Source organism: Variovorax rhizosphaerae, assembly GCF_037889975.1.
In the GTDB taxonomy this organism is placed as follows: Bacteria; Pseudomonadota; Gammaproteobacteria; order Burkholderiales; family Burkholderiaceae_C; genus Variovorax; species Variovorax rhizosphaerae.
In genome coordinates, this window is the sequence record NZ_JBBKZT010000020.1 from 48,196 (window position 1) to 72,643 (window position 24,448).

Annotated in this window: 21 protein-coding genes; 3 read left to right on the forward strand and 18 right to left on the reverse strand. The window is 63.9% G+C overall.

Annotated elements, in window-relative coordinates; all coding sequences use genetic code 11:
- Positions 1-225: 225 nt before the first annotated feature.
- Positions 226-621 carry a (R)-mandelonitrile lyase gene (locus tag WKW82_RS31440; RefSeq protein WP_340346807.1) on the forward strand — a complete coding sequence of 132 codons (396 nt, stop codon included), beginning with the start codon at positions 226-228 and terminating at the stop codon, positions 619-621.
- 25 nt (positions 622-646) lie between these two features.
- Positions 647-1,426, forward strand: coding sequence for a carboxymuconolactone decarboxylase family protein (locus tag WKW82_RS31445; RefSeq protein ID WP_340346728.1), 780 nt, complete (start codon positions 647-649; stop codon positions 1,424-1,426).
- Positions 1,427-1,483: 57 nt separating this feature from the next.
- Here WKW82_RS31445 and WKW82_RS31450 read toward each other — a convergent pair whose 3' ends face one another.
- From WKW82_RS31450 to WKW82_RS31495, 10 genes are all read right to left on the reverse strand, one after another.
- Positions 1,484-2,476 carry a tripartite tricarboxylate transporter substrate binding protein gene (locus WKW82_RS31450; protein WP_340346729.1) on the reverse strand — a complete coding sequence of 331 codons (993 nt, stop codon included), beginning with the start codon at positions 2,474-2,476 and terminating at the stop codon, positions 1,484-1,486.
- Between the two features lie 211 nt (positions 2,477-2,687).
- The gene (locus WKW82_RS31455; RefSeq protein WP_340346731.1) at positions 2,688-4,175 is read right to left on the reverse strand and encodes an NAD(P)(+) transhydrogenase (Re/Si-specific) subunit beta; all 1,488 of its coding nucleotides are present in this window, start codon (positions 4,173-4,175) and stop codon (positions 2,688-2,690) included.
- The gene (locus tag WKW82_RS31460; protein ID WP_340340206.1) at positions 4,172-4,495 is read right to left on the reverse strand and encodes an NAD(P) transhydrogenase subunit alpha part 2; all 324 of its coding nucleotides are present in this window, start codon (positions 4,493-4,495) and stop codon (positions 4,172-4,174) included. The genes WKW82_RS31455 and WKW82_RS31460 overlap by 4 nt, the downstream gene beginning before the upstream one ends.
- A gap of 16 nt (positions 4,496-4,511) precedes the next feature.
- Complete coding sequence (locus tag WKW82_RS31465) at positions 4,512-5,642, reverse strand: Re/Si-specific NAD(P)(+) transhydrogenase subunit alpha (RefSeq protein ID WP_340346732.1); 1,131 nt, start codon at positions 5,640-5,642, stop codon at positions 4,512-4,514.
- A gap of 88 nt (positions 5,643-5,730) precedes the next feature.
- Entirely contained in the window at positions 5,731-6,936 is a 1,206-nt protein-coding gene (gene pcaF, locus WKW82_RS31470) for a 3-oxoadipyl-CoA thiolase (RefSeq protein ID WP_340346733.1), read from the reverse strand.
- A 44-nt stretch (positions 6,937-6,980) separates the two neighbouring features.
- Entirely contained in the window at positions 6,981-8,507 is a 1,527-nt protein-coding gene (locus WKW82_RS31475) for a 3-hydroxyacyl-CoA dehydrogenase (protein ID WP_340346734.1), read from the reverse strand.
- A gap of 279 nt (positions 8,508-8,786) precedes the next feature.
- Positions 8,787-9,164 (reverse strand): LysR family transcriptional regulator, encoded by a 378-nt coding sequence (locus tag WKW82_RS31480; RefSeq protein WP_340346735.1) that lies wholly within the window; start codon positions 9,162-9,164, stop codon positions 8,787-8,789.
- Positions 9,165-9,297: 133 nt separating this feature from the next.
- Positions 9,298-10,509 (reverse strand): porin, encoded by a 1,212-nt coding sequence (locus WKW82_RS31485; protein ID WP_340346737.1) that lies wholly within the window; start codon positions 10,507-10,509, stop codon positions 9,298-9,300.
- Between the two features lie 537 nt (positions 10,510-11,046).
- Positions 11,047-12,075 (reverse strand): AraC family transcriptional regulator, encoded by a 1,029-nt coding sequence (locus WKW82_RS31490; RefSeq protein ID WP_340346738.1) that lies wholly within the window; start codon positions 12,073-12,075, stop codon positions 11,047-11,049.
- Positions 12,076-12,572: 497 nt separating this feature from the next.
- Complete coding sequence (locus tag WKW82_RS31495) at positions 12,573-14,285, reverse strand: sigma-54 interaction domain-containing protein (protein WP_340346740.1); 1,713 nt, start codon at positions 14,283-14,285, stop codon at positions 12,573-12,575.
- A 299-nt stretch (positions 14,286-14,584) separates the two neighbouring features.
- Here WKW82_RS31495 and WKW82_RS31500 point away from each other — a divergent pair, with 299 nt between their 5' ends.
- Positions 14,585-15,595, forward strand: coding sequence for an aldo/keto reductase (locus WKW82_RS31500; protein ID WP_340346741.1), 1,011 nt, complete (start codon positions 14,585-14,587; stop codon positions 15,593-15,595).
- A 26-nt stretch (positions 15,596-15,621) separates the two neighbouring features.
- On the opposite strand, the gene WKW82_RS31505 is transcribed toward WKW82_RS31500, so the two are convergent.
- The 8 genes from WKW82_RS31505 to WKW82_RS31540 form a co-directional block, all read right to left on the reverse strand.
- Entirely contained in the window at positions 15,622-16,512 is an 891-nt protein-coding gene (locus WKW82_RS31505) for a LysR family transcriptional regulator (protein WP_340346809.1), read from the reverse strand.
- A gap of 513 nt (positions 16,513-17,025) precedes the next feature.
- Complete coding sequence (locus WKW82_RS31510) at positions 17,026-17,772, reverse strand: esterase/lipase family protein (protein ID WP_340346742.1); 747 nt, start codon at positions 17,770-17,772, stop codon at positions 17,026-17,028.
- A gap of 109 nt (positions 17,773-17,881) precedes the next feature.
- Positions 17,882-19,390, reverse strand: coding sequence for an aldehyde dehydrogenase family protein (locus WKW82_RS31515; protein WP_340346744.1), 1,509 nt, complete (start codon positions 19,388-19,390; stop codon positions 17,882-17,884).
- 48 nt (positions 19,391-19,438) lie between these two features.
- On the reverse strand, positions 19,439-20,284 hold the full coding sequence (locus tag WKW82_RS31520; protein ID WP_340346745.1) for an oxidoreductase: 846 nt from the start codon (positions 20,282-20,284) through the stop codon (positions 19,439-19,441).
- A 40-nt stretch (positions 20,285-20,324) separates the two neighbouring features.
- Positions 20,325-21,302: a Bug family tripartite tricarboxylate transporter substrate binding protein gene (locus WKW82_RS31525; protein ID WP_340346747.1), complete on the reverse strand. Its 978-nt coding sequence runs from the start codon at positions 21,300-21,302 to the stop codon at positions 20,325-20,327.
- Between the two features lie 219 nt (positions 21,303-21,521).
- A complete protein-coding gene (locus WKW82_RS31530) occupies positions 21,522-22,574 on the reverse strand; it encodes an amidohydrolase family protein (protein ID WP_340346749.1) in 1,053 nt (350 codons plus the stop codon).
- 16 nt (positions 22,575-22,590) lie between these two features.
- Complete coding sequence (locus tag WKW82_RS31535; protein ID WP_340346750.1) at positions 22,591-23,436, reverse strand: SDR family NAD(P)-dependent oxidoreductase; 846 nt, start codon at positions 23,434-23,436, stop codon at positions 22,591-22,593.
- 16 nt (positions 23,437-23,452) lie between these two features.
- Positions 23,453-24,421: a Bug family tripartite tricarboxylate transporter substrate binding protein gene (locus WKW82_RS31540; protein ID WP_340346751.1), complete on the reverse strand. Its 969-nt coding sequence runs from the start codon at positions 24,419-24,421 to the stop codon at positions 23,453-23,455.
- Positions 24,422-24,448: the final 27 nt, after the last annotated feature.

Here is a 24,448-nt window from a genome sequence, read left to right on the forward strand (position 1 = left end):
CTCCGGAGTCAATCCGCTTGCTTGCACATCTCGACATCCCGCACCGCCCTGCGCTGGTTTCCACCAGCCGGCCGCGTGGCATTTCACGATTCTCAGACTGCAAGGATTCTCATGAAGTTCACCTCCGCCTTCGCAACATACGCACTGCTGGCCGTGGCCGTAGAGGCGCAAGCGCAGACTCCGCCGGCTGCAACCGGCCCCTCTGCCACGGACGCGTCGCGCGCCATGGTCGTGCAGCGGGCAGGCTCGCAGCCTTCGGCCAAAGGCCCGGCCGCCAACTTCACAGGCGCCGTGCGCGTCGACCCGCTGATCGCACCGCGCGACCCGGGTCGGACATCCGCGGCCTATGTCACCTTCGAGCCGGGCGCGCGCTCCGCCTGGCACACCCATCCGCTTGGCCAAGGTCTGATCGTGACTGCGGGCGCCGGTTGGGTCCAGCAGGAGGGCGGTCCAAAGCAGGAGATCCGGCCGGGTGATGTGATCTGGACACCCCCTGGCGTCAAGCACTGGCACGGCGCGACGTCCGCAAATGGACTGACCCACATTGCCGTGACGGAGTCGCTGAACGGCAAGAACGTCGAATGGATGGAAAAGGTCAGCGATGAGCAGTATGCGAACTGAAGCCATGTCACCGAAGGGGTACACCATGAAGATCCTGTCGATCGCCACCGCTTCGCTCTCGCTGTTGGCTTCTTCCCTCGGACACGCCCAAGGCAATGCCTCGTCGCCATCGACCGTGACTTCCGCCGATGTGCGCAGCGTGGCGCCTGCAATGGACAAATACGCGACCGTCGTGCTTGAGGGCGAGATCTGGCGGCGGCCGGACCTGTCGGCAAGAGACCGGAGCATCGTCACCGTGGCCGCGATGATCGCGCGCAACCAGGTGATCGAGATGCCCGCGCAGATCAACCGGGCGCTGGACAATGGCGTGAAGCCGAGCGAGCTGTCCGAACTGATCACGCATCTCGCGTTCTACTCGGGCTGGCCCAACGCGCTGCAGGCCGTGGCCATCACCAGGCCGATCTATGCGAAGCGCAGGATCGGCATCGACCAGCTGCCCGCGGTCTCTCCGCAACTGCTTCCGATCGATGTCGCATCCGAAGCGCAGCGTGCAACGTCGGTGGAAGAGAACTTCGGCTCGGTCTCGCGCGGCGTCGTGAAGTACACGGGCGAGGTCTTGTTCCAGGATCTCTGGCTGCGGCCGGCTCTGGCGCCGCGGGACCGGAGCCTGGTCACGATCAGTGCATTGATCGCGACGGGCCAGGTTGCACAACTGGGCGCCCACCTGAACCGGGCCATGGACAACGGCCTGACGAAGCCGCAGGCCTCGGAGGTGCTGACGCACCTGGCGTTTTACGGAGGCTGGCCCAATGTGTTCACGGCGATGCCGATCGTGAAGACCGTTTTCGAGAAACGTCCCGGCTGAGCGACCCGTCGGGACGAAATGGCGTGTTTCCGGGCCCGCCGGGCGCCCGGCAGCGCGTCATTCCTTGACGACGATGTTCTTGTCCTTGACGAGCTTGCCCCAGCGGTCGTACTCGCCGGCAACGAACTGATGGAAGGACTCCGGCGTCGCCATCGGTGCCGGAACGATCGCGTTCTTCAACAGCATGGCTCGCACCTCCTCGCGAGCCAGCACCTTCACGAAGGCCGCGTTGATCGCCTCGATCGCAGGCTTGGGCGTCTTGGCCGGGGCGAACAAGCCCTGCCAGTTCATCACGGCGAACCCCGGCAGGAACTCGTTCACCGTCGGAACGTTCGGCAGGAACTGGTCGTGCTTGTCGCTGGTCACGGCCAGTGAGACGAGCTTGTCCTGCTGGATGTAGGGGTACAGAGCCGAAACATCCATCACGATGCCGTCCACATGCCCTGCGAGTGCATCGTTGATGGCTGGCCCAGCGCCCTTGTAGGGGACATGGACGATGTTGGCCCTGGAGGCCTGTGCCAGCAGTTCGATGGTCAGGTGGGGAAAGCCGCCATTGCCGTTGGACGCCAGCGTGACCGGTCCCTTGCGTGCGCGTTCGACCAGGTCCTTCAACGTCTTCATGCCACTGGATGGATTCACGGCGATGGTCTGGGCCGTGAGGCCGACCCGGTTGATGCCCACCAGGTCGGTGACCGGGTTGAACTTCGCCTGGTTGGTCAGCGGAGCGACGACGACCGGCGTCCCCGCGCCGATCAGCAGCGTGAACCCGTCGGGAGGCGACTTGGCGACATAGTCGTCGTTGATCAACCCGCTGGCACCGGCCTTGTTCTCCACCAGCACGGGCGTCTTGAGCAGCTCGGAGAGCCCGGGGCTGATGAGCCGGGCCACCAGGTCGAGGGCACCACCGGGCGGGGCGCCGACCATGAGGCGGATGGGCTTCGCGGAAAAATCCTGGGCGAGTGCCGCGGTGGGCAGCAACGCTGCCAGCACGGACGCAAGCAGTAGCCTGCGAGTGGCGGAGTGCGAGGACTTCGCGACGATCGAATGCATGGTGTCTCCTGACTGGTTGAATAGCGTTTGTCCTCGGCCGCCGCCGACAGGGTTCAAGGATGCGTGCACGGTGATGCAGGCAAGGCGCGTGCCGCGCAAAGCGCGGCCTTTCCCGTGTCTTTCACCCTGCGAGTTGTGCGCAGTGCAAACATCGAAGGCTGGCGTGTCCTTGCTGAGGGCAGGGGACACGCGCCCCGCGCGCGCCCATGGGTCATTCGATCGCCTTGCCCATGTCCTCGACCACCTTCTTGGCGTCGCCGAAGACCATCATGGTCTTGTCCATGTAGAACAGCTCGTTGTCCAGGCCGGCGTAACCGGCGGCCATGGAGCGCTTGTTCACGATCACCGTCTTGGCCTTGTAGGCCTCCAGGATCGGCATGCCGTAGATCGGCGTGCCCTTGGTGAGCGCGGCTGGGTTCACCACGTCGTTGGCGCCCAGGATGATGGCCACGTCGGCCTGCGCGAACTCGCCGTTGATGTCTTCCATCTCGAAGACCTGGTCGTAGGGCACCTCGGCCTCGGCCAGCAGCACGTTCATGTGGCCCGGCATGCGACCCGCCACCGGATGAATCGCGTACTTCACCGTCACACCCTTGTGGATCAGCTTCTCGGCCAGTTCGTTGACCGCATGCTGCGCCCGCGCCACCGCAAGGCCGTAGCCCGGCACGATGATCACGGTCTCGGCGTTGGACAGCATGTAGGCCGCGTCGTCGGCGCTGCCGCTCTTGACCGGGCGCTGCTCCTTGGCGCCGCTGGTCGCGGCGACCGCCTCGCCGCCGAAGCCACCCAGAATCACGCTGAAGAAGGAGCGATTCATCGCCTTGCACATGATGTAGCTCAGGATCGCACCCGAGGAGCCCACCAGCGAACCGGCCACGATCAGCATCGCGTTGTTCAGCGAGAAGCCGATGCCCGCCGCCGCCCAGCCCGAGTAGCTGTTGAGCATCGACACCACCACCGGCATGTCCGCGCCGCCGATCGGGATGATGATCAGCACGCCCATCACGAAGGACAGCAGCACCATCAGGAAGAAGGCCAGCCAGCTTTCGGTGAAGACGAACACCAGCCCCAGGCCGATCGTGATCAGGCCCAGCACCAGGTTGACCATGTGCTGGCCCTTGAACTGCACCGGCGCGCCCTGGAACAGGCGGAACTTGTACTTGCCCGACAGCTTGCCGAAGGCGATGACCGAGCCGCTGAAGGTGATCGCGCCGATGGCCGCACCCAGGAACAGTTCCAGTCGGTTGCCCGCGGGAATCGCGAAGCGCAGGAAGCCGTCGACGATCATCGCGCCTTCGGGCGTGTTGACCGTGCCCGCGGCCTGCACCGGCAGTGGCGTGATGCCGAAGGCCCAGGGCTCGACCACCGCGGCAACGGCGATGAACACCGCCGCCATACCGATCATGCTGTGGAAGAACGCGACCAGTTCGGGCATGGCCGTCATCTCGACGGTCTTGGCGCGGTACGCGCCGTAGCCGCCGCCGGCCACCAGGCCCAGCAGCACCCAGGCCATGCCGCCGAGGTTGCCCGCGGAGAGCTGCAGGATCAGCGCGGCCGTGGTCAGGATGGCGATGGCCATGCCGACCATGCCGAACATGTTGCCGCGGATCGACGTCGTGGGATGCGACAGGCCCTTCAAGGCCTGGATGAAGCAGATGCTGGCGACGAGGTACAGCAGCGTGACGACATTCATGCTCATTTGGCCGCCTCCTTCGCCGCAGGCGCCTTCTTCTCTTTCTTCTTGAACATCTCCAGCATTCGCCGCGTGACGAGGAAGCCGCCGAAGACGTTCACCGCGGCCAGCGCCACGGCCAGCACGCCCATGGTCTTGCCGAAGACGGAGCTGGTCATCGCGGCCGCCAGCATGGCGCCGACGATGACGATCGCGGAGATGGCATTGGTCACGGCCATCAGCGGCGTGTGCAGTGCGGGCGTGACGGTCCAGACCACGTGGTAGCCCACGTAGATGGCCAGCACGAAGATGATCAGGTTGATGACTGTGTGGGAGACGGGATCCATGGCTTCTTCCTCCTCGTTATGTGCGGGTGACCTGGCCGTCCTGCGTCATGCGGCAGGCGGCGACGATGTCGTCCTCGAGGTCGATCTTGAGCGTGCCTTCCTTGGTGATGACCAGCTTGAGGAAGTCGAGCACGTTGCGCGCGTAGAGGGCCGAGGCGTCGGCCGCCACGAGCGCGGCGAGGTTGGTTTCGCCCACGAGTGTCACGCCATGCTTGATCACGGTCTTGTCGGCTTCGGAAAGCGGGCAGTTGCCGCCGATGCCGTCCGGGCCCTTGCCTGCGGCGATGTCGACAATGACCGAGCCGGCCTTCATCGACTTGACCATGTCCTCGGAAATCAGCGTCGGTGCGGCGCGGCCCGGGATCAGCGCGGTGCTGATCACGATGTCCGCCAGCGCCACGCGCTTGGCCACCTCGACCTGCTGGCGCGCCAGCCAGCTCGGCGGCATCGGCTTGGCATAGCCTCCGACGCCGACCGCGGCCTCCTTCTCTTCATCCGTGTCGTAGGAGACCTCGATGAACTTGGCGCCCAGCGATTCGATCTGTTCCTTGACGCTGGGGCGCACGTCGCTGGCCTCGATGACCGCGCCCAGGCGCTTGGCGGTGGCAATGGCCTGCAGGCCTGCCACACCGACGCCGAGAATCACCACGCGGGCGGCCTTCACGGTGCCGGCCGCCGTCATCAGCATCGGGAAGAAGCGTTGATAACGGTCCGCCGCGATCATCACGGCCTTGTAGCCGGCGATGTTGGCTTGGGAGGAGAGCACGTCCATGCTCTGGGCGCGCGTGGTGCGGGGTGCGGCCTCCAGCGCGAAGCTGGTGAGCCCGGCGCTGGCCAGGCGTTGCAGGCCGGGGGCGTCGAAGGGGTTGAGCATGCCGATGACGACGGTGCCGGGCTTCATGCGCGCGGCTTCGGCGTCAGAGGGGCTGCGCACCTTGAGCACGATGTCGGCGGCGAAGGCGCCATCGGCATCGGTGATCTCTGCGCCGGCCGCCTGGTAGGCGGCGTCAGTGACGCTGGCGGCAACGCCGGCGCCGGATTGCACGCGGACCGTATGGCCCTGCGCTGTGAGTTTTTTCGCCGTTTCGGGCGTGACAGCCACGCGGGTTTCGCCCGCCATACTTTCGGCGGGAACACCTATCTGCATTGCAGACTCCTGGTTGTAAGGGGGAGAGTGGGGGTCTGTTGGAGACCCGCGAGGGTCGCGTTCGCGGCGGCCAGCCGCCTGCGCGCGATCACACCCGTTCGAGGATCACCGCGATTCCCTGGCCCACGCCGATGCACATCGTGCACAGCGCGTAGCGGCCGCCCTGCTTGTGCAGTTGGTTGACCGCGGTGGTCGCCAGTCGCGCGCCGCTTGCGCCCAGCGGGTGGCCCAGCGCGATGGCGCCGCCGTTGATGTTGACGCGGGCATCGTCGTCCTTCAGGCCCAGCATACGCAGCACCGCGAGACCTTGCGCGGCAAAGGCTTCGTTGAGTTCGATGACGTCGATCTGGTCCAGCGTGAGGCCGGTCAGCGCCAGCACCTTCTGCGAGGCCGGGGCCGGGCCGATGCCCATGATGCGCGGCGCGACGCCGGCCGTGGCCATGCCGACCACGCGGGCGCGCGGCGTGAGGCCGTACTTGGCGGCGCTGGCTTCGTCGGCCAGCAGGATCGCGCAGGCGCCGTCGTTCACGCCGCTGGCATTGCCGGCGGTCACCGTGCCGTCGGGCCGCACCACGCCCTTGAGCTTGGCCAGCGCTTCCATCGTGGTGTCGCGCGGATGCTCGTCCTTGCTGACGATGATCGGATCGCCCTTCTTCTGGGCCACGCTCACGGGCGTGATCTCGGCATCGAAGAAGCCGGACTTCTGCGAAGCCACGGCGCGCTGCTGCGAGGCCAGCGCCATGCGGTCCTGCGCCTCGCGCTCGATCTTGTAGTCGGTGGCGACGTTCTCGGCCGTCTCGGGCATCGAGTCGACGCCGTAGGCTTCCTTCATCTTCTTGTTGACGAAGCGCCAGCCGATGGTGGTGTCGTACACCGCGTTGGCGCGGCCGAAAGCCGACTCGGCCTTGGGCATCACGAAGGGCGCGCGGCTCATGCTTTCCACGCCGCCGGCGATCATCAGGCCGGCCTCGCCGGACTTGATGGCGCGTGCCGCCGTGCCCAGCGTGTCCAGGCTGGAGCCGCACAGGCGGTTGATGGTGGTTCCGCCCACTTCCAGCGGCAGGCCCGCGAGCAGCGCCGACATGCGCGCGACGTTCCGGTTGTCCTCGCCGGCCTGGTTGGCGCAGCCGTAGATCACGTCGCTGACGGCTTGCCAGTCGACGTTCGGATTGCGCGCCATGAGCGCCTTGATCGGAACCGCGCCGAGGTCGTCGGCACGCACGTTGCTGAGCGCGCCGCCATAGCGGCCGAAGGGGGTGCGGATGGCGTCACAGATGAAGGCTTGTCGAGTCATTGGAAGTTTGAATGTTGAGAGAGGGGCCGCACGCGATGCGAGAGTCAGGCCAGGCGATCCGGCGCCGACAACGGCAAGGACAGGCGGGCGCGGCGCACCAACCAGGGCGAGGGGCGATACCGCGGGTCCTCGAAGGTGGCGTGAAGGCCCTTCAGGATCTGAAGGACGCGATCCGCGCCCAGGCGATCACCCCACTCGAGTGGACCAAAGGGGTAGCCCAGGCCCAGCCGCACGGCTGCGTCGATGTCATCGGGCGCTGCGATGCCTTGCTGGGCCATCTCACAGGCGAGATTGACGATGCAGGCCACGACGCGTGGCGCGACATAGCCGGGCGAATCGGCGATGACGAAGCTGGGGATGGAGCGCGCAGCGAACACGCGCTGTGCGGCATCGACGGTCGCCGCCGAGGTTGCAGGGCAAGACATGAGCGTGACGCCGTTCGCGCTGCCGAAAACCGGGTCGATCGCGATGACCTTCGACGCGTCGAGGCGAAGTTCCGCCACCGCGGACGAGAGATCGGTGTCGAGGGGGGCTAGCAGAAGGACGTCGGCCTCATGCGCTTGCGCAACCCTGCGTTCGACGGGCAGCAATGCCGTGATCGAAGAAGGCAGGGCCGCAGGGCCGTCCACGGGCCACCACATGGACACCTCTGGGGAAGCCTTGTCGTCGCTCAGACCTGCCGGCGGGGAAGAGGGCGGGGCTGCCGGCTTGCCTTCGTAGCTGTAAAAGCCCTGGCGGGTCTTTCGGCCCAGCAAGCCTGCGAGCAGGCGAGTGCGCGCGAGGGTGACGGGGCGATAGCGGTCGTCACCGTAGTACTGTCCGTGGATCGATTCCATCACCGGCACGGAGACGTCCAGGCCGGTCAGGTCGAGCAGTTCGAACGGACCCATGCGGAAGCCTGCGCACGTGCGCAGGATGCCGTCCAGCACCTGATGCTCGGCGGTGCGCTCGGCCAAGAGCTTCAGTCCTTCCGTGACGAACGCGCGACCCGCGTGATTGACGACGAAGCCGGGCGAGTCCGAGGTCACGACCGCCCGATGGCCGATCCGCTTGGAAAGCGAGACGAGAGCCTGCACGGCTTCGAGCGCCGTACGGGGTGCCTGGATCACCTCCACTACACGCATGCGCGTGACGGGGTTGAAGAAGTGCCACCCCGCCACGCGCTCGGGCGATGCGCATGCGGCAGCGAGTGCCGTCACGCTGAGCGAAGACGTGTTGGTGGCGAGAATGCAATCCGCCGGAACGATCGCTTCGAGTTCCTTGAAGAGCGCCTGCTTGACTTCAAGCTTCTCGACGATCGCTTCGACCACGAGTTCGCAACCACTCAACTGCTTGAGCTCGGAAACAGGTTCGATGCGCGAAAGCGTCGCGTCGGCGTCTGCTTGCGAAAGTCGGCCCTTGGCCACCGCTTGCGACAGATCGTCGCGGACCGAATCGATGGCGCGCGCCAGTGCGTCGGTGGCGCTGTCCACAAGCTGGACGCTGCAGCCTGCGGCGGCGCAGACCTGAGCGATGCCGCGTCCCATGGCCCCCGCTCCGACCACACCGACCTTGCGCAAATCCTGGTTCAAGTTCCTGCTCCAAAAATATCTTCAGACGCGCGCAGCCTCCTGCGCGCAACGTTGTCCGGCTTGCAGACCAAGCTCGGATGCATGGTCAAAGGCAAGACGTATGCCAGTGGCTTCGACAAAAGCTCTCACATACGACTGCGAGGAGAAATGCGATTGAGATGTTCGGTACGGTGCCACGTGGGCGTGAGGATGTCCGCATGAACGACAGCAAAGTGATTACTTGAAATACACGGTGCGCCTTGCAGCCGCGCAGTTCGGGCTGCAGCCTCGATGCGCCGGTCAGGTCGCCATCGTCGAGCGATGCGGCAGGTAGCGCGCGGGCCGTGGCATCCGGACGCGGTGTACCAACGCGATGTCCGATTCGATCAGCACCGCAGCGGGCACACGCGTTGCCGCATCGAAGCCGCCAGCGATGCCAATTGCTTCATTGATCCGGGCGAGGACCGCCATGCAATGAGCTTTCAGCGCGATACCGCGCTGTGTCAACTCGATTTTGCGCGTGGTCCGGGCAAGCAGACTTGCGTCAAGCAGGAACTCAAGTCGCGCAATGCTGCGGCTGACGCTTGACTTGTGGATGTTCAACGCATCGGCCGCCAGGGAGAAGCTGTTCAGCGACGCGACGTACGCGAAGACGCGAAGGTCGTTCAGATCGATCATCCTCGCCGCGGGATGACTCGACAGGGGGCACTCGTGCATATGCGCTCCTCCACTTCATGATGGGGGCAGGGCCACCCGATCTTCATCGGGTGGCCCTCAGGGTCCTTGCGGTCGTGATGACGCTACGTCAACGTCAGAAGAAATGGCGCATGCCGAGGTCGAAGCCGCGTGAGGTCTTGGCCTGGAAAGTGCCGCTCGTCACGTAGGCCGGGCTGTTGCCGATGCCGAGGTCGTAGCCGTTCTTGTTGTTGATCTGCGCGTACGTGGTGTAGAGCGCTGTGCGCTTGGACAGGTTGTACACATAGCCAAGCGCAAACTTCTCTGCTTTGGGATTGCCGGTGAGCAGCGCTGGCCGATCCGGGTCGATCTTCAGTTGGGCGTAGGAGCCGCGGATCAGGCCCGGGCCGATCGGCAAGGTGAAGCCGACCAGGAACCCCGTGCCGGTCGGCGAGGGGTTGACGAGTGGCACGACGCCGGTGATCGTCGTCTTGAGCTCGGCCCTCGAGTACTCGCCCATGATCTTCACGACATCGAAGTCGTACGACGCGCCCATGTTGAACGTGTCGAGCTTCGTCGTGCGGCCCGCGTAGTAGTTGTCTGCGAGCGTGGCGCGCGAGTAGGACGCGGCAATGTCGATCTTGTCCTTGGCGTAGCCGAACCGCCCGCCGACATAGCCGCCTGCGCGGGAATTGTTGGGAGCATTCGGCGTGAGGGTGCCCGGGTCGTACTTCACCTGCTCGTTGAACGCATACATGACCTGGCCATAGAAGCCACCGAGCACGGCCGGCAGGAAGTAGCCGACCGAGTTGCTCGCACGCACGTACATGTTGTTGGCCTGGAAGCCGTTCACGGCCGCGCCGTTGTTGCTGTAGCCGTTTGCCGTCGAGATCAGGTTGGTACCGACGCCGCTGGTGAGGAACGGGTCGAAGATGTTGTCATTCCAGAACTCAGGCGTGTAGTCGCGACCGAGCCGGATTTCACCCCAGGGCGACAAAAGACTGACCGTCGAGCGGCGATTGAAGTAGCCCGCGTTGGCTGGTCCTGTGTTGTTGGTGTTGCCACCGACAGTGCCGTCGTCGGGGAAGATCGCTGCATCAAGGAAGAAGGCGGCACCCAGGCCGCCACCCAGGTCTTCCTGCCCCTTGAATACCAGGCGGCTGGCACCCCACGCGCCCTGCGTGACAGCTGTCTTGCTGGTCTTGGCCGTGACGCCGAGGGGCGTCTCCGAGGTGTTCTGATAGCTACTCACGCCGACGTCGACCACACCGGACAACATGACGTATGACTGGGCTGAGGCTGTGCTGGCAACAGCCAGCGCCGCCAGCGAAACGAGCGATTTCTTCATTGCAAGGATCTCCATTGATTCAATAACAGGGTTGCGATGCAAGAGGTCGTTGTGTGGACACGTTCGTGCCTTCATCGAGCCCCGAGCCATACCTCCTAAAGGGAAGTCAAGTTCATTGCATCAGTGACGTCGCTTCGGTTCAGGCTCATTCATGCAAAGTCGGCCAGCAGCACTGCAAGACCAACCAAAAGTTTTCTAGGACGCGTTGTCGAGGCGAGACATCGCGCAAGGATGTCGGCGGGAATGGCGCTATGCACGTCGGAGAACAACGATGCATTTCATGTTTCGACGGTGACCGAATTGACTGCGCGACCGCGACCCATCTACGACGCCCAAGGGCGTGCTCGAAGTGGTCGGTCAGTCGTTCTTCCTGATCCTGAGTGGTGATGAAGCGAACTTCGTTCGCCGCGTCGGCGTGGCTGATCGAGCCGAAGGCGGCCTGCTGCGTGGAGGCACAGAAGGGTGTTGGAGATACGCGCGGCGCTGACGGCCAGCGCTCCCGGGTGCAGTGGTAGCGGCAGCGCTACCTGTCTGGACTCAGTACGCGCTCATCCGCAAGGTCTGTCGCATCTTGCTGGGCGGCATGCGGAACCAGCACTTGAACTTGCGACTGAAGATGGCCGTGTCGGTGTAGCCCAACTGCGAAGCGATGGCCTCGATAGAGAGCTCCGTGTGCTGGAGGTACCAGGCAGCATGGGTCTTTCGAAGGTCGTCCTTCAGGTTGGAATAAGTCACGCCAGCCTCCGCGAGTCGGCGCGCCAGCGTGCGTGTCGGAACGCCGAGATCGGTGGCCACTTTTGCGAGTTCCGGATTGGTGTTCAAGCCTTCCAGTAGCGCGCGTCTCACACGCTCCACGAAACCGCCTTGACTCAGTTCCAATCCCATCTTCTGACACGATTGCGTGGCGCGTTCAAACGCATCCCGATTGGCCGAAACCGACGGCGTATCGAGCAATGCGACGGGCAATCTGAACGTCAGGTACTGGTGGTCGAACTCGACGTAGCGGACATGACGAAGGCAGGGATCGTCATTGCCTGGAGGCCGTGCGTAGGGAAGTCCGATGCTGAGTTCATCGGCGTGCCTTCCAAGGATGGCCTCAAGCAGGCGGCAGAAGATTCCGACGATGGACTGCGTGACGAAAACACGCGTCTCGCAGAGCGGCCGAATGGGCTTGACCCGAACGGTGCTCCATCGGGGCCCGTTCTCCAATTCGAACTCAAGACTTCGGAAGATCAGGGGCGCGTTTCGCGTCGTGAACTGCAGGCTTTGTCCCAGTGTGGCGGCGGTCACGGCGCCGACGCCGACTGGGGTGTGATAAGGCTGAAGCATCAGCCCGGCAATCAGGCCCAGCCCGGGCTCGCCGCTGGCGCGGATGGCGTGTTCGACAAACTGGCGGAACACGTGGAACTCGACCATGTGATGCCCGTCGCAGAGGTCCTGCCAACTCAGCCCGGCATTCGCGAGCACAGTCAGCGGCCGGATGCCGAGACTGTTCAGGCAGTCCACGACACACCGGATGTACACCGGGTGCGCGAACGGCATGAGGGTATCGATCTTGATCGTCATGCTCGACCCAGCTCGCGATGGCGAATGGCCGAGATTGCCCACGCGCATGGCGCCATCGCACGCTGATGAGCGGGCTGACACGCAAGTTCATGGACGCGACGGATCGAGCTCACGGCAGGGTCCGTCGCATCGGTTTCGAATACAAGTTGCACATGGGGCTGTCTCACTCCTCTCGAGGCGTTGGCGGCCTTGAAATCCTTGGCGCCTTGCCCGAGCAGGGGGAACGCCTATGCCCTCACAACGCAACGGTCGTGCCAGCCGTTGGTACAGAGCATGCAAGAGGAAGCGCTCGCAGAGGACACCCTTGGGCCGGCGTCCCGCGTGTATCGGTCGAGGACAGAGGTGTCCACGGCGGGAACGCTGTCTGCCGCCTGCAAGGGCATGCGAAGGACGAAGGAGATGTAGAGCCCCCCGCGAGGCCGAGGCGCAGCCGCTGGCGCGGTTGGGTGCCTTGGCAGGCCCCAGCCATCTTGGTGGGCGATGGCCCCCCGACCGGCTCAGGTATCCGAACCAGGGACGACCAGCATCTGGGCCAGCCGCTTGTACAGGTAGGACCGCGAGATACCGAGCTCGACCGCGACACGCTTCTTGTTGCCGTGGTACTTGGTCATGGCTTGGCGGATCAGTTGCTCCTCGACCTGCTCGACGGCGTTGCTGACACGCATGGGTTCGATCATCCGGACTTCCGCAGGGGCTGCCACCGCGCCATCGGCGGGTGCGACTACCGGGGATTCCTCGAACATGCCGGGCTCGGAATCCACCATGCCGAAGTCGGCAGGACCGATCACCTCCGATTCGCAAAATATCGCCGACCGCTCGACGGCATGCATCAATTGGCGAACGTTGCCCGGCCAGCGCTGGCTCTTGAGGAACTCGAGGGCCTCGACCGACAGTCGTTTTGGCCGATGGCCGTGCCGCTCTGCAAACTGGTTCAGCGCCAGCTCGGCGAGCATCGGGATGTCATCGAGACGTTCGCGCAGCGACGGCAGGCGGATCGTGACCGCACCCATCCGGTAGAACAGATCCAGCCGGAAGGTGCCTTCCGCGATCATGGCCTCGAAGTTGCGGTTGCTCGCGCTGATGAGGCGGAAGTTCGAGGTACGCACGTCGTTGCTGCCCACGCGCTGGAACGAGCCATCTTGCAAGACGCGCAGCAGTTTCACCTGCACGTCGGAAGGCATGTCGCCAGCTTCGTCGAAGAACAGGGTTCCGCCATGCGCCTGCTCGATCTTTCCCTTGCGACCCTTGCGCTCCGCGCCGGTGAAGGACCCGGCTTCATAGCCGAACAGCTCGCTTTCGACCAGGGTGGACGGCAGTGCGGCTGCATTCACCATGACCATGGTTCCATCGCGTCGCGGACTCAGCTTGTGGATGGCGTGAGCGGCCAGTTCCTTGCCGGTGCCGCTTTCGCCGGTCAGCAGCACGGGAATGTCCAGCGGCGCAACCTTGATGATCTGCTGCTTCAGGCGCTGCATGGCAGCGCTCTCTCCGATGATCTGGTCCAGCCCGTAGCTGCGATTGCGCAAGTCGTTCAACTCTCGGCGGTAGTAGGCCACCTCGGACTTGAGCTTGGTGAGTTCGGAGGACAGCGCTTGCAGTTGCTCCGGGCCCTTGAACATGATCTGCCCGATGGCGCCGACGACTTCGCCCTGCATGCTGCGGATGGGGTGCCGCATGACCACGCGCGTGACCCCCCGCATCTGATGCAGAAGTCCCACCTCGGATTTACCGGATTCGACCACATGGTGAAGCCGCGAGTTCTCGATCACTTCGGTGACGTGGCGGCCCACGCCACCGCCGGGCCGGAGCCCAAAAAACTTCTCATGAACGGGACTCATGTATCTCACGTTGCTGTCGCGATCCACAACGCTGAGCGCTTCGAAGGGATTGGTGAGGAAGTGGGCCAGGATGTCGCCGGCGAAGTCGACCGAGCCGACAAATTCGAAGAGCGCGTCACGGCTTTCGCGCTGCACGGCCACGAGCACGGTCTCGTCCGGCGTCGGCAGGGCCACGACCACCACCGCAGACTCGTTCGGTCCGTCGACTGCGAACAGGCGCTTGCTTCGGCGGCGTGCCTCCTGCCAGCCGTTGATGATGCTGGTAGCCAGTTCGCGCTGCGTCGCGATGCCGCTTGCGGTCTGTTGCTTCCCATCGGCGCCGAGAACGAGCACGCCGCGCTGCACATCCGTTGAGGTGTCTTGTGAACTCAAGTGTCGTGTCTCCTAATGCAATGCATGATAGGCCTGTTTGCTTGGGTGTGTCCTCCGCAAATACATGATGAAGACCCCTTTGTCGGGCGGGTTGGAGAGGGGCAATCAGGCCGGAAGAACGGCGGGCCAGAGGGAACGACCGAGGTAGGCCATGCTGTTCGTGCCGGCGATTCATGAACACTGCTCATAAGGCTTTGCAAGCCTGGCCCTTTATTCGAACCTGTTGCCGTACTCAAATCCGAGGCCACGGCCGGCGCGGTCCGGGTTGTTCGGCGCGTCATGGGCCGGCAAGGATATTGATGGACTACCGTTACCTGGGCCGTAGCGCCCTAAAAGTGTCGCCACTCTGCCTCGGCGCGATGATATTCGGCGGTGAAACCGATGAGGCCACGTCCAGGCGGATCATCGACAAGGCGCACGACGCCGGAGTCAACTTCATTGACACCGCCGATGTCTATCACGCAGGGCGTTCCGAGGAGTTCGTCGGCCACGCGGTCGCGAGCAACAGGGATTCCTGGGTGATCGCGACCAAGTTCGGCTACCCGACGCAGACCGCGCAAGGCCCGAACGAGCAGGGCCAGTCGCGCAAGTGGATCTTGCAGACGGTCGAAGCGAGCCTCAAGCGGCTGGGCACCGACTACATCGACGTGCTGTACTTCCATCGTGCGGTGGTCGACGCGCCACTGGAGGAGAGCGTGCGTGCCATCGGCGACCTGATTCGAGACGGCAAGGTGCGCTACTTCGGCCTTTCCAACTTCCGCGGGTGGCGCATCGCCGAAGTCGTCCGGCTTGCAGACGAATTGGGCATCCCTCGCCCAGTCGCCAGCCAGCCTCTATACAACATGGTGGATCGCACGGCCGAAGTGGAGCAGTTGCCGGCAGCGTTTCACTACGGGCTTGGCGTTGTGTCATACAGTCCGCTCGCACGTGGCGTGCTCAGCGGCAAGTACGTGGTGGATGCGCCGCCGCCGGTGGACAGCCGGGCAGGGCGCGGTGACAAGCGCATCCAGCAGACCGAATGGCGACCGGAATCGTTGAAGATCGCCCAGGCTGTCGCTGCCCACGCAAAGGAACTCGGCACGACCCCCATCGCCCTGGCATTGGCCTGGGTGCTGAGAAACCGGGCCGTGAGTGCGACCATTGCCGGGCCGCGCACGGAGGCGCACTGGGACAGCTACGTCGAGGCCTTGAATGTGCAGTTGGGACCGGACGATGAACGATTCGTCAATGCGTTGGTGCCACCGGGGCACGCGTCCACGCCGGGCTACACCGATCCCGGCTATCCGGTCGAAGGGCGACAGACCCTCTGAGGTAGCCGCGCTGCCGTCAAGCCGACTCAAGGCCGATAGCGAAGCGCCTCGACAACCACCGAGAGCGCGCGTGAAGACTCCTTGCGGCTCGGATAGAAGATGTGGAGGCCGGGAAACGTCGGTGACCAGTCTTGCAGGACCCACCGCAACCGGCCCGAATCGAGGTAGGGCTGCGCCAGGTCTTCGGGAATGAAGGCGAGGCCCGCGCCGTCCAGCGCCGCGTTGATCATCTGGTAGACGCCGTTGACGGTCAGTTGCCCCTCCACGCGTGCCTGCAGTTCCCGCTTGCCCTTCTTGAGTTCCCAGGCGTAGAGCCCGCCGTTCATCAGCCGCAATGTGATGCAGTTGTGGCGCAGCAGGTCCTGCGGCGTCTTGGGCTCCAGGTGCTTTTGAAAGTAGGCCGGCGCGCCGACAATCATCGACCGGACGTCCGGCGCGATGCGCACTGCGAACATGTCCTTGGCAACCTGGTTGCCCCAGCGGACGCCGATGTCGAAACGATCCGCCACGATGTCGGCAAGCCCATAGTCCACGATCATCTCGATCTTGATGTCCGGGTAGTCGGAGATCACCTTCGACAGCCGCGGCCACAGGACAGTGTCGGCGGCGAAGTCCGTGGTGGTGATCCGAATGGTCCCGGCGGGCTTTTCGCGAAGTTCCGTGAGGGCGAGCAGTTCGTTCTCGATCTCCTCGAAGCGCGGGGCCACCGTCTGCAACAGCCGTTCGCCCGCATCGGTGGGCGCTACGCTGCGCGTCGTCCGCGTCAGCAACTTCAGGCCCATGCGCGTTTCGAGACCTCGAATCGTATGGCTGATTGCGGATTGCGAGACACCGAGCTTCGCGGCCGCGCGAGTGAAGCTGCGTTCGCGTGCCACCGCGATGAAGGCAAGGAGGTCGTTGATGTTTTCGCGCGGCATTGCCGGGTGAGTCATTGGATCGGCCAGTGCAGTTTTCGAGACGGGAGGGCGCTCCCGATTCCCTGCATGGTACCGGCGCTTGCCATGCGAGCCCACCGAGCCCGACTCGGGGCACGGTCTTTGCCTATTGCGTCCATGCTCGATCGCTCTTGGCAAACACGTACCGGGTGGCTCCTGGCCTCCTGCACGCCCCTGGTGTTGATGAACCGGTTCGCCCCAGGCGGCTGGGAATGGGGACTTGCAGCCGTTGTCGCATTCATTGGCATTGCCGTGGCATGGGTGCTCTACTGCGATGAAGCCGACTTGGCATCGGACGAACTCGACAACGAACAGTTGAGATCCAAGCAAGCCGGGAGGCGGCGCGGCGGGGAGGCCAAGTGACTGGGCGCCCGTTGGCGTGATCGCCACACCATCGGCATGGGCGCGTCGTCTATGCCACCGTACGACGACGGCATCGCAAGCAAGGAGGCACTACGCGCGAGGCACTCGGACGCTTGTGACGACGGATTGAAGCTAGCCGCGTGACATCTTGCGCCAACGTCCGTCCGGCTGCGCGAGCCGGTCAGCGATGACGTAGAGCACCTGCGCATTGAAGCCCAGCCCGGAATGACTGCTGCACACCTCGATGTTCTCGTTCGTATCGCACAAGTGTTCGTCGATGCAGGACTGCCAGGCGACGAAGCCGTCCGTGCGTGAGTAGATTGCGGTCGAAGGCACGGGCAACTGACCACGGATCCGCATGGCCATCGCATCGTCGATTTCGCCTGCTCGACTCTTTGTCACCGTGTCATAGAGCCACTGCACGTTGCTTGTAGTGGCATCACCGGAGAAGGGGGCAGCGAGCGTGATGACCTGGCGAAGGACATCCGGAATCTCAAACGCAAGCTCGCGCGCGTAGATGCCCCCGAGGCTCCATCCGATGATGCTGACCTTCTTCCCGGTGCTTCCGGCCAGCTCTTCTGCTTGTTCACGCACGGAATGGAGCTCGGCTTTCGAGAATCCGAGGTTCCTTCCCTGGTCCCATGTATGTGCGTCGTAGCCGAGGCGGCGCAGCGCGTTGCGCAACGGCGTGACCGCCACTCCGCTTTGAACGAGACCGGGAATGATGATCACCGCATGGCTGTCGCCCCGCGGCAGGAGCCACTGAAGCGGCTGACTCATCATGAACACGCCGAACTCGGCGAGCGCGCGATATTCCAATCCGAGAAGCAATGGGGCCGACGGCGCGATGGCCGATTCGAAGGGTAGGGTGTATTTCATTGCTTCACTCTGCACAACCCGTGCCACGGATCACGCAGAGCCCCCCTCTCATGCGCTTCGCCGACACTGCCTCTTCCGCCGCATGCGAAACAGTTCGGCGATTTGAAGATCACAAGCGCATCAAGACCGACTTGGTCTGGGTATACGCCTCGATGGATTCGGCACCCAGTTCGCGACCGTATCCCGATTGCTTGTACCCGCCGAAGGACATGACGGGGTCGCCTTCGGCATAGGTGTTGATCCACACCCGACCGGCCTTCAGTGCGCGGGCCACCCGGTGCGCGCGGCTTGCGTCACGCGTCCACACTGCAGCGGCCAAGCCGTATTCGGTGTCGTTGCCCTTGAACACGGCGTCGTCCTCATCCTTGAAGGGAATGATCGACAGCACCGGCCCGAAGATCTCTTCGCGCGCAATGGTCATGGTGTTCGAGACACTGCTGAAGACCGTCGGCTTCACGAAATAGCCGACGTCACCGTGGCGTTGACCGCCCAGCGACAAGCGCGCGCCTTCGCTCTGCCCGGCATCGACGTACGACAGCACGCGTTCCATCTGGCGCTGGGAAATCAGCGGGCCCAGCTTGGTGTCCGCATCGAAGGGCGAGCCCACCTTGTAGGTTGCTGCGATCTGCGCGACCCGTTCGGTCGCTTCGTCGTGCAGACTTTCGTGCACGAAGAGCCGCGTTCCCGCAGAGCAGATCTGCCCCGAGTTCTTGCAGAAGGTGTCCACGGCCGAAGCCAGCGCCCTGTCGAGATCGGCGTCGGGAAAGATGATGTTGGGCGACTTGCCGCCCAACTCCAGCGAAACCTTCTTCAGGTTGCCCGTGGATGCTTGCAACACCATGCGGCCTACGGCCGTGGAGCCGGTGAACGCGATCTTGTCGATGTCCATGTGGGCCGACATGGCCGCACCGGCGGTTGCGCCAAAGCCCGGGACAATGTTCAGCACGCCCGGAGGGATCCCGACTTCCTCGATCAGCTCTGCGAGCCGCAGGGTCGTCAGTGGTGCTTGCTCGGCGGGCTTGAGGATGGCCGTGTTGCCAAAAGCCAGGGCAGGCGCGATCTTGTTGGCCGCCATCACCAGGGGCACGTTCCACGCGTTGATCAACGCGCAGACACCCATCGGCTCGCGCAGCATGTACTGGAAGCGCGACGCGTCCATGGGGTTGGTCGTGCCAAAGAGTTTGGTAGGCCAGCCGGCGTAGTAGCGAAAGATCTCGGCGACCTGCATCGCGCGACCCAGGTTGGTTGCGTAGGGTGCACCCATGTCGAGGGTTTCCAGGACCGCCAACTCCTTCGCGTTGCGCTCGACCGCGTCGGCAATCCTCAGCAGGAGGCGGGTTCGCTCGTGCGGCGAGATCCCGCTCCATGTCGATGACTCGAAGGCGCGCCGGGCCGCAACCACGGCAGCGTCGATGTCCGCGCTGTCGGCTTCCGCGACCATGGCCAGCGTCTCTTCGGTGGACGGGTTGACCGTCGCGAATGTCTTGCCGGATTGGGCGTCGACCCACTTGCCGCCGATCAGCAGGCGCTTGGGGCCGGACTTGAGCCAGTCCAGTGCCTTTCGGTGTTCCGGGGTCAGGGCGGGTGCGGGGGCTTCTGCGATAGCTGTGGAGGTCATGGGAATCCTGTTGAGAGTGACGGTGCGGTAGAAGCGAATGCGATGGGTTCAATCGTCGACTTTTGTCGACAGCGAGAGGTCTTCCCACTGGTCCAGTTCGACGACGACGGCGCGTATGTCGTCGCGGATCATTTCGAGACTGTCCTGGCCGAGAGGGAGCCGCAACGGAGGCTTGTCTGCGGCCACCAGCCTGCAAAGGGCCGGTCCGAACTTGGCGGGATCGCTTTGCTGCCGGCCGTGGCGTTCACGTGCGTACTCCGCGATCTGCTGGTTGAGCGGTGCGTAGTCCTCGGAGTCCATCTGGTTGGTGACGAGGGAAGGGCCCGCAAAGTCGCTGCGAAAGCCGCCGGGCTCGATGATGGTCACGTGGATGCCAAGATGGCTGACTTCCTTGGCCAGGGCTTCGGAATACCCCTCCACCGCGAACTTGGACGCGCTGTAGAAGGCGAAGCCCGCACTGGCGCCGAAGCCGGCCTTGGACGAGAGGTTGATGATGTGGCCGGAACGCTGGCGGCGCATGATCGGGAGGACTGCATGCGTCATCTCGGCGAGCCCGAAGAAGTTGACTTCGAACATGGGGCGGTATTTCAGCGCGGGCGTGGCCTCGGCAACCGCGAGCAGACCGTAGCCCGCGTTGTTGACCAGGACGTCGATTCGCCCGAATGCCTCGGCGGCTTGCGCGACCACTTCCGGAAAGCGCGCGTGGTCGGTCGCATCGAGGTGAAAGGAGCGCAGGCGGTCCGGGTACTGGGCCAGCAGCCCATGGCTTCCATCCGGCGCGAGAACGGTCACGACGACCTGGTCGCCTTGCTCGAGGGCTGCCTTGGCAGTTGAAAAGCCCAAGCCCTTGTCGGCGCCCGTGATCAACCAGGTCCGTGGTGACTGTTGCTGCATTGTTTGTTCTCGGTTGTGATGTGGATTGATCTGGCGACGTTCATTGCTTGGGAATCTGCAGCTCCTTGACGAGCTGCTTCATCTCCGTGACTTCCTTGGCCAGGGTGGCGTTGAACTCTTCCGGCTTGATGAAGGAAGGGTCGGAGCCTTCGCTGATGAGGCGGGCCTTGAGATCCTTGTCCTCCAGTGCAAAGCGCAAGGCATCCGACAGCCGCTGCACGACTTCCTTGGGTGTGCCGGAGCGCACCACCAGTCCGAGCCACAGGTCGTACTTGTAGTCGATGCCCAGTTCCATGAAGGTGGGGGTGTTGGGAAGGGGAGCAATGCGCTTGGTTGAGGTCACGGCCAACGGCTTGAGCTTGCCGCTCTGCAAGAAGGGCAGGCTGCTGACATAGGTGTCGAAGATCGTCGTGACCCGGCCGGTGGCGACGTCTGGCAGCGCCACGCCGTTGCCCTTGTAAGGCACCGGTGTCAGATCCAGGCCCTGGTTCTTCAGGAACATGACGGCCGCCATGTGCGGGGGGCCGCCGATGCCACCAGATGCGAACGAAAGGTGCTCCTTCTTGGCGCGCGCGATGAATTCCTTCAAATCGCGGCTGGGATCGGTGGAGGCGACCTCCATCACGAAGGGCGCACGACTCATGAGGCCGATGCCCGTGAAGTCCTTGAGAGGGTCGTAGCCGGGGTCTTCCTTCAGTTCCGGCAAGATCGTGAAGCCGTTCGCGTGGGCCAGAACCGTGTAGCCATCGGCCGGCGCGTTCTTCACATTGCGGGTCCCGACCAGCGTATCGCCGCCAGCCTGGTTGTCGACGATGACGGCCTGCCCCAGCTTTTCTCCCATCTTCGTGGCAACCAGTCGCGCGACGATGTCGAGGCCGCCGCCGGCGGCGGCAGGAACCACGATACGAACGGGCTTGCTGGGGTACGGATCAGCCGCCATGGCTGCGGTTGCCGCAATGCCGAGGCCCAGCACGACAAGGCTTCGGCGCAACCAGAGGTTCAGCGAATTGTTCTGCATGATGTTTGTCTCCAGAAGGGTGATTGGAATTTGTCGAAACTGCCTGGGTTCACGTCGCGAACCGGTGTCTCCTCACTGGAGAACTTGTGCACTCGAGTCCGCAAATCCTGTGCCTGCCCGATCCACACAGGGAACGTCAGGAAAGTGCCCGGCTCTGTCTCCGGCGAGGACATGGCTGTGTGTGCGATGCACATCGGGAAGAACAGTTGGCGCTCCCTCTCAATCCAGCCGATACACGCGCTTGGCCGTACCGCTGAAAATCATCTTCTTTTCGTCTTCCGAGGCACCGGCTGTGATGTGCTTGAACATGTTCCAGACCGTGGCGTAGCCGAAGCCTGCCTTGTCGACAGGGAAGTTCGAAGACACCATGCAGCGCTCCGCGCCAAACAGCTCGATGCACGGCTCGATGTAAGGGCGCCACAGATCGGCGAGCTGTGCGGAGGTTGGAGGAGCCTCTGCCGTCGCGAAGTCGAAATTCGCAAGGTTGATCAGGATGCCCCCCATCTTGATGGAGACGTTCGGACACTTCGCCAGGTTCTTCATGCTGGCGAGCCAGGCCGCGTGGTTTTCGGACTCCCTGCCCGCATAGGGGCCATGCCCGACGGGGCTCCCGCAGTGAACGAGGACGATGTTGGCGTCGGGATGTGCGCGCGCGAGGCCCGCCACGTCGGGAATCTGCGGATGAAAAATGCTCGCGTCGAACGAGAGACCCAGCGAGTTCAGCACGTCGATGCCCCTGCCGAACTCGGGATCGAGATAGAGGTGGGGGCCTGCCGCGCTGTACTTGCCCCTCACTGCCGCATCGGCATCCCATTTTGCAAGCTGGCGAACACCCCGGAAGCGACCGTTGCCGGCATCGATATGGGCTTCGAGCAACTCGCGGAGGCGCTCGCCAAGCATCAGGTCTCCGTGACCAACAATACCCGCGGCCACGCGCGACGAGGTGTACTTGCCGCTCGCTGCCATCGCCGCCTGGCCGACGGCGAATTCAGTCTCGCCGACGTATTTGAGGTGCGCCGGTCCATGGGTCCTGTACATGTGAAAGCACTCTTCATACACAGACGCTTCGACGTTGTGGCCGCAGTTCGCAAGGTCCTGGGCATACTCTTCGAGGTAGTAGCGATAGCCATTGGGCGGCTGCCAGAGGTGCAGATGCGCATCGACGATCGGGAGGTCTGGTTCGAGTACGGGCTCTGGCGCAGCGCGCGCCAGCCAGTCCAGCCTGGGTGCGTGAATGGTTGCGAAAGCCGTTCTCGTTGCGGTGACGGGCATTGGCGCTCCCCGGTCCTCAGGCGTCGACCATCGTCGAAAGTGACAGCTCTTCCCAGTGGTCGAACTCGGCGGCCACGGAGCGGATGTTGTCGCGCAGCGCGTCGATGCAGTCCTTGCCGAGCGGCAACCTCAACGGCGGCTTCTCAGCATTCACGAGCTTGCAAAGGGTCGGCCCGAACTTCGCGGGATCGCTCTCCTGTTTTCCATGCCGTTCACTCGCATATTTCGAGATGCGCTGGTTCGTGGAGGCGTAGTCACCGTCATCGTTGACTGCAGTGACCAGCGACGGCCCCGCGAAATCACTGCGAAAGCCGCCCGGCTCGACGATGGTCACGTGGATGCCGAGGTGGCGCGTTTCGGCAGCGACCGCTTCAGAGAAACCCTCCACTGCAAACTTCGAGGCGCAGTAGAGGGAGAAGCCGGTGACACCCATGAAACCGGCCTTCGACGAGAGGTTGATGATGTGCCCTGATCGCTGGCGACGCATGATCGGGAGGACGGCGCGCGTCATCTCCACGAGGCCGAAGAAGTTGACTTCGAACAGCGGGCGGTATTTCTCGGGCGTCGTAGCCTCCGCCACCGCCATGACGCCGAAGCCGGCGTTGTTCACCAGTACATCGATGCGGCCGAACGCCTTCTCTGCCTCTTCGACAAAGCTCCCGAAGCGCGTCTGATCGCGCGCGTCGAGGTGAAAGGAGCGCAGGCGGTCCGGGTACTGCGCGGCCAGCCCATGGCCACCATCGGGCGCCAGGACGGTCACGATCACGTTGTCGCCCTGCTCGAGGGCCGCCTTTGCGGTGGAGAAGCCCAGGCCCTTGTCGGCGCCAGTGATGAGCCAGGTGCGGCGCGGCAAATCTTTCATTTCAATCTCCAATGGTTCAGTCCAGCGTCACGTTGGCAGCGGTAATCCGGGCGCGATAGCCGCTTGCAGCCTTGGTGAGGTAGTCGGCAAACTGGCGCGGGTCATCGCCAATGACGAAGAAACCATACCTGTCGATCTCCCGCGCCGCGAAGGCCGGGTCGGTGACGATGGCGCGGACGTCATCCGCGATCTTGTTGACGATGGCCGGCGGCGTCTCTGCGGGCGCAACGATGGCGCTCAGTGCCTGCACATCCACGTCGTACCCCAACTCGGTCAGCGAAGGAACTGTCGCAAGTGCCGGAATGCGCTTCGGCGAAGTCACTGCCAACGCGCGAAGCGAATTGGCCTTCAGGAACGCGTCGGCGACCGACAGCGGAACCGTTGTCATGTCGACTTCGTTCGCGAGCACTGCCTGGATGGCGGGACCGCCGCCCTTGTAGGGGACGTGCGTGAACTTGACGCCGGCTTTCACACCAAGCCAGTTGAGGGCCAGATGGATGTGTCCGCCGGGACCGTTGGATGAATAGTTGATCTTCCCCGGATCCTTCTTCGCCGCTTCGACCAACTGGGCGACGTTCTGGTAGGGGCTGCCTGCTCGCACCACGAGCACCATGGGAGCATCCATGGCCCTGATGACGGGCACGAAGCTCTTGGTGGGGCTGTAGCCCAGCTTGGTAAACAGGAACTGGTTGCTGAGCAACGCCTGATCGGTCGATACCAGGAGCGTGTACCCGTCGGGCTTGGCCCCAGCCACTGCCGATGCGCCCACGATTTCCGAGGCCCCCGGCTTGTTGTCAACGATGACTTCCTTTTTCCATCGCTCGGTCAGCTTGGCAGCCAGTGCCCGCGCGAACACATCAGTGGAACCGCCCGGTGCGTAGCCGACGATCAGTCGGACGGGCTGGGAAGGATAGGAATCGGCCGCGCTTGCGGAAAATGCCAGGGCTGCGCAGGCCGCGGCAAGAAGGCGAATGAGCTGTCTCACGATGTCTCCTGACTGGTTGTCGGGCCA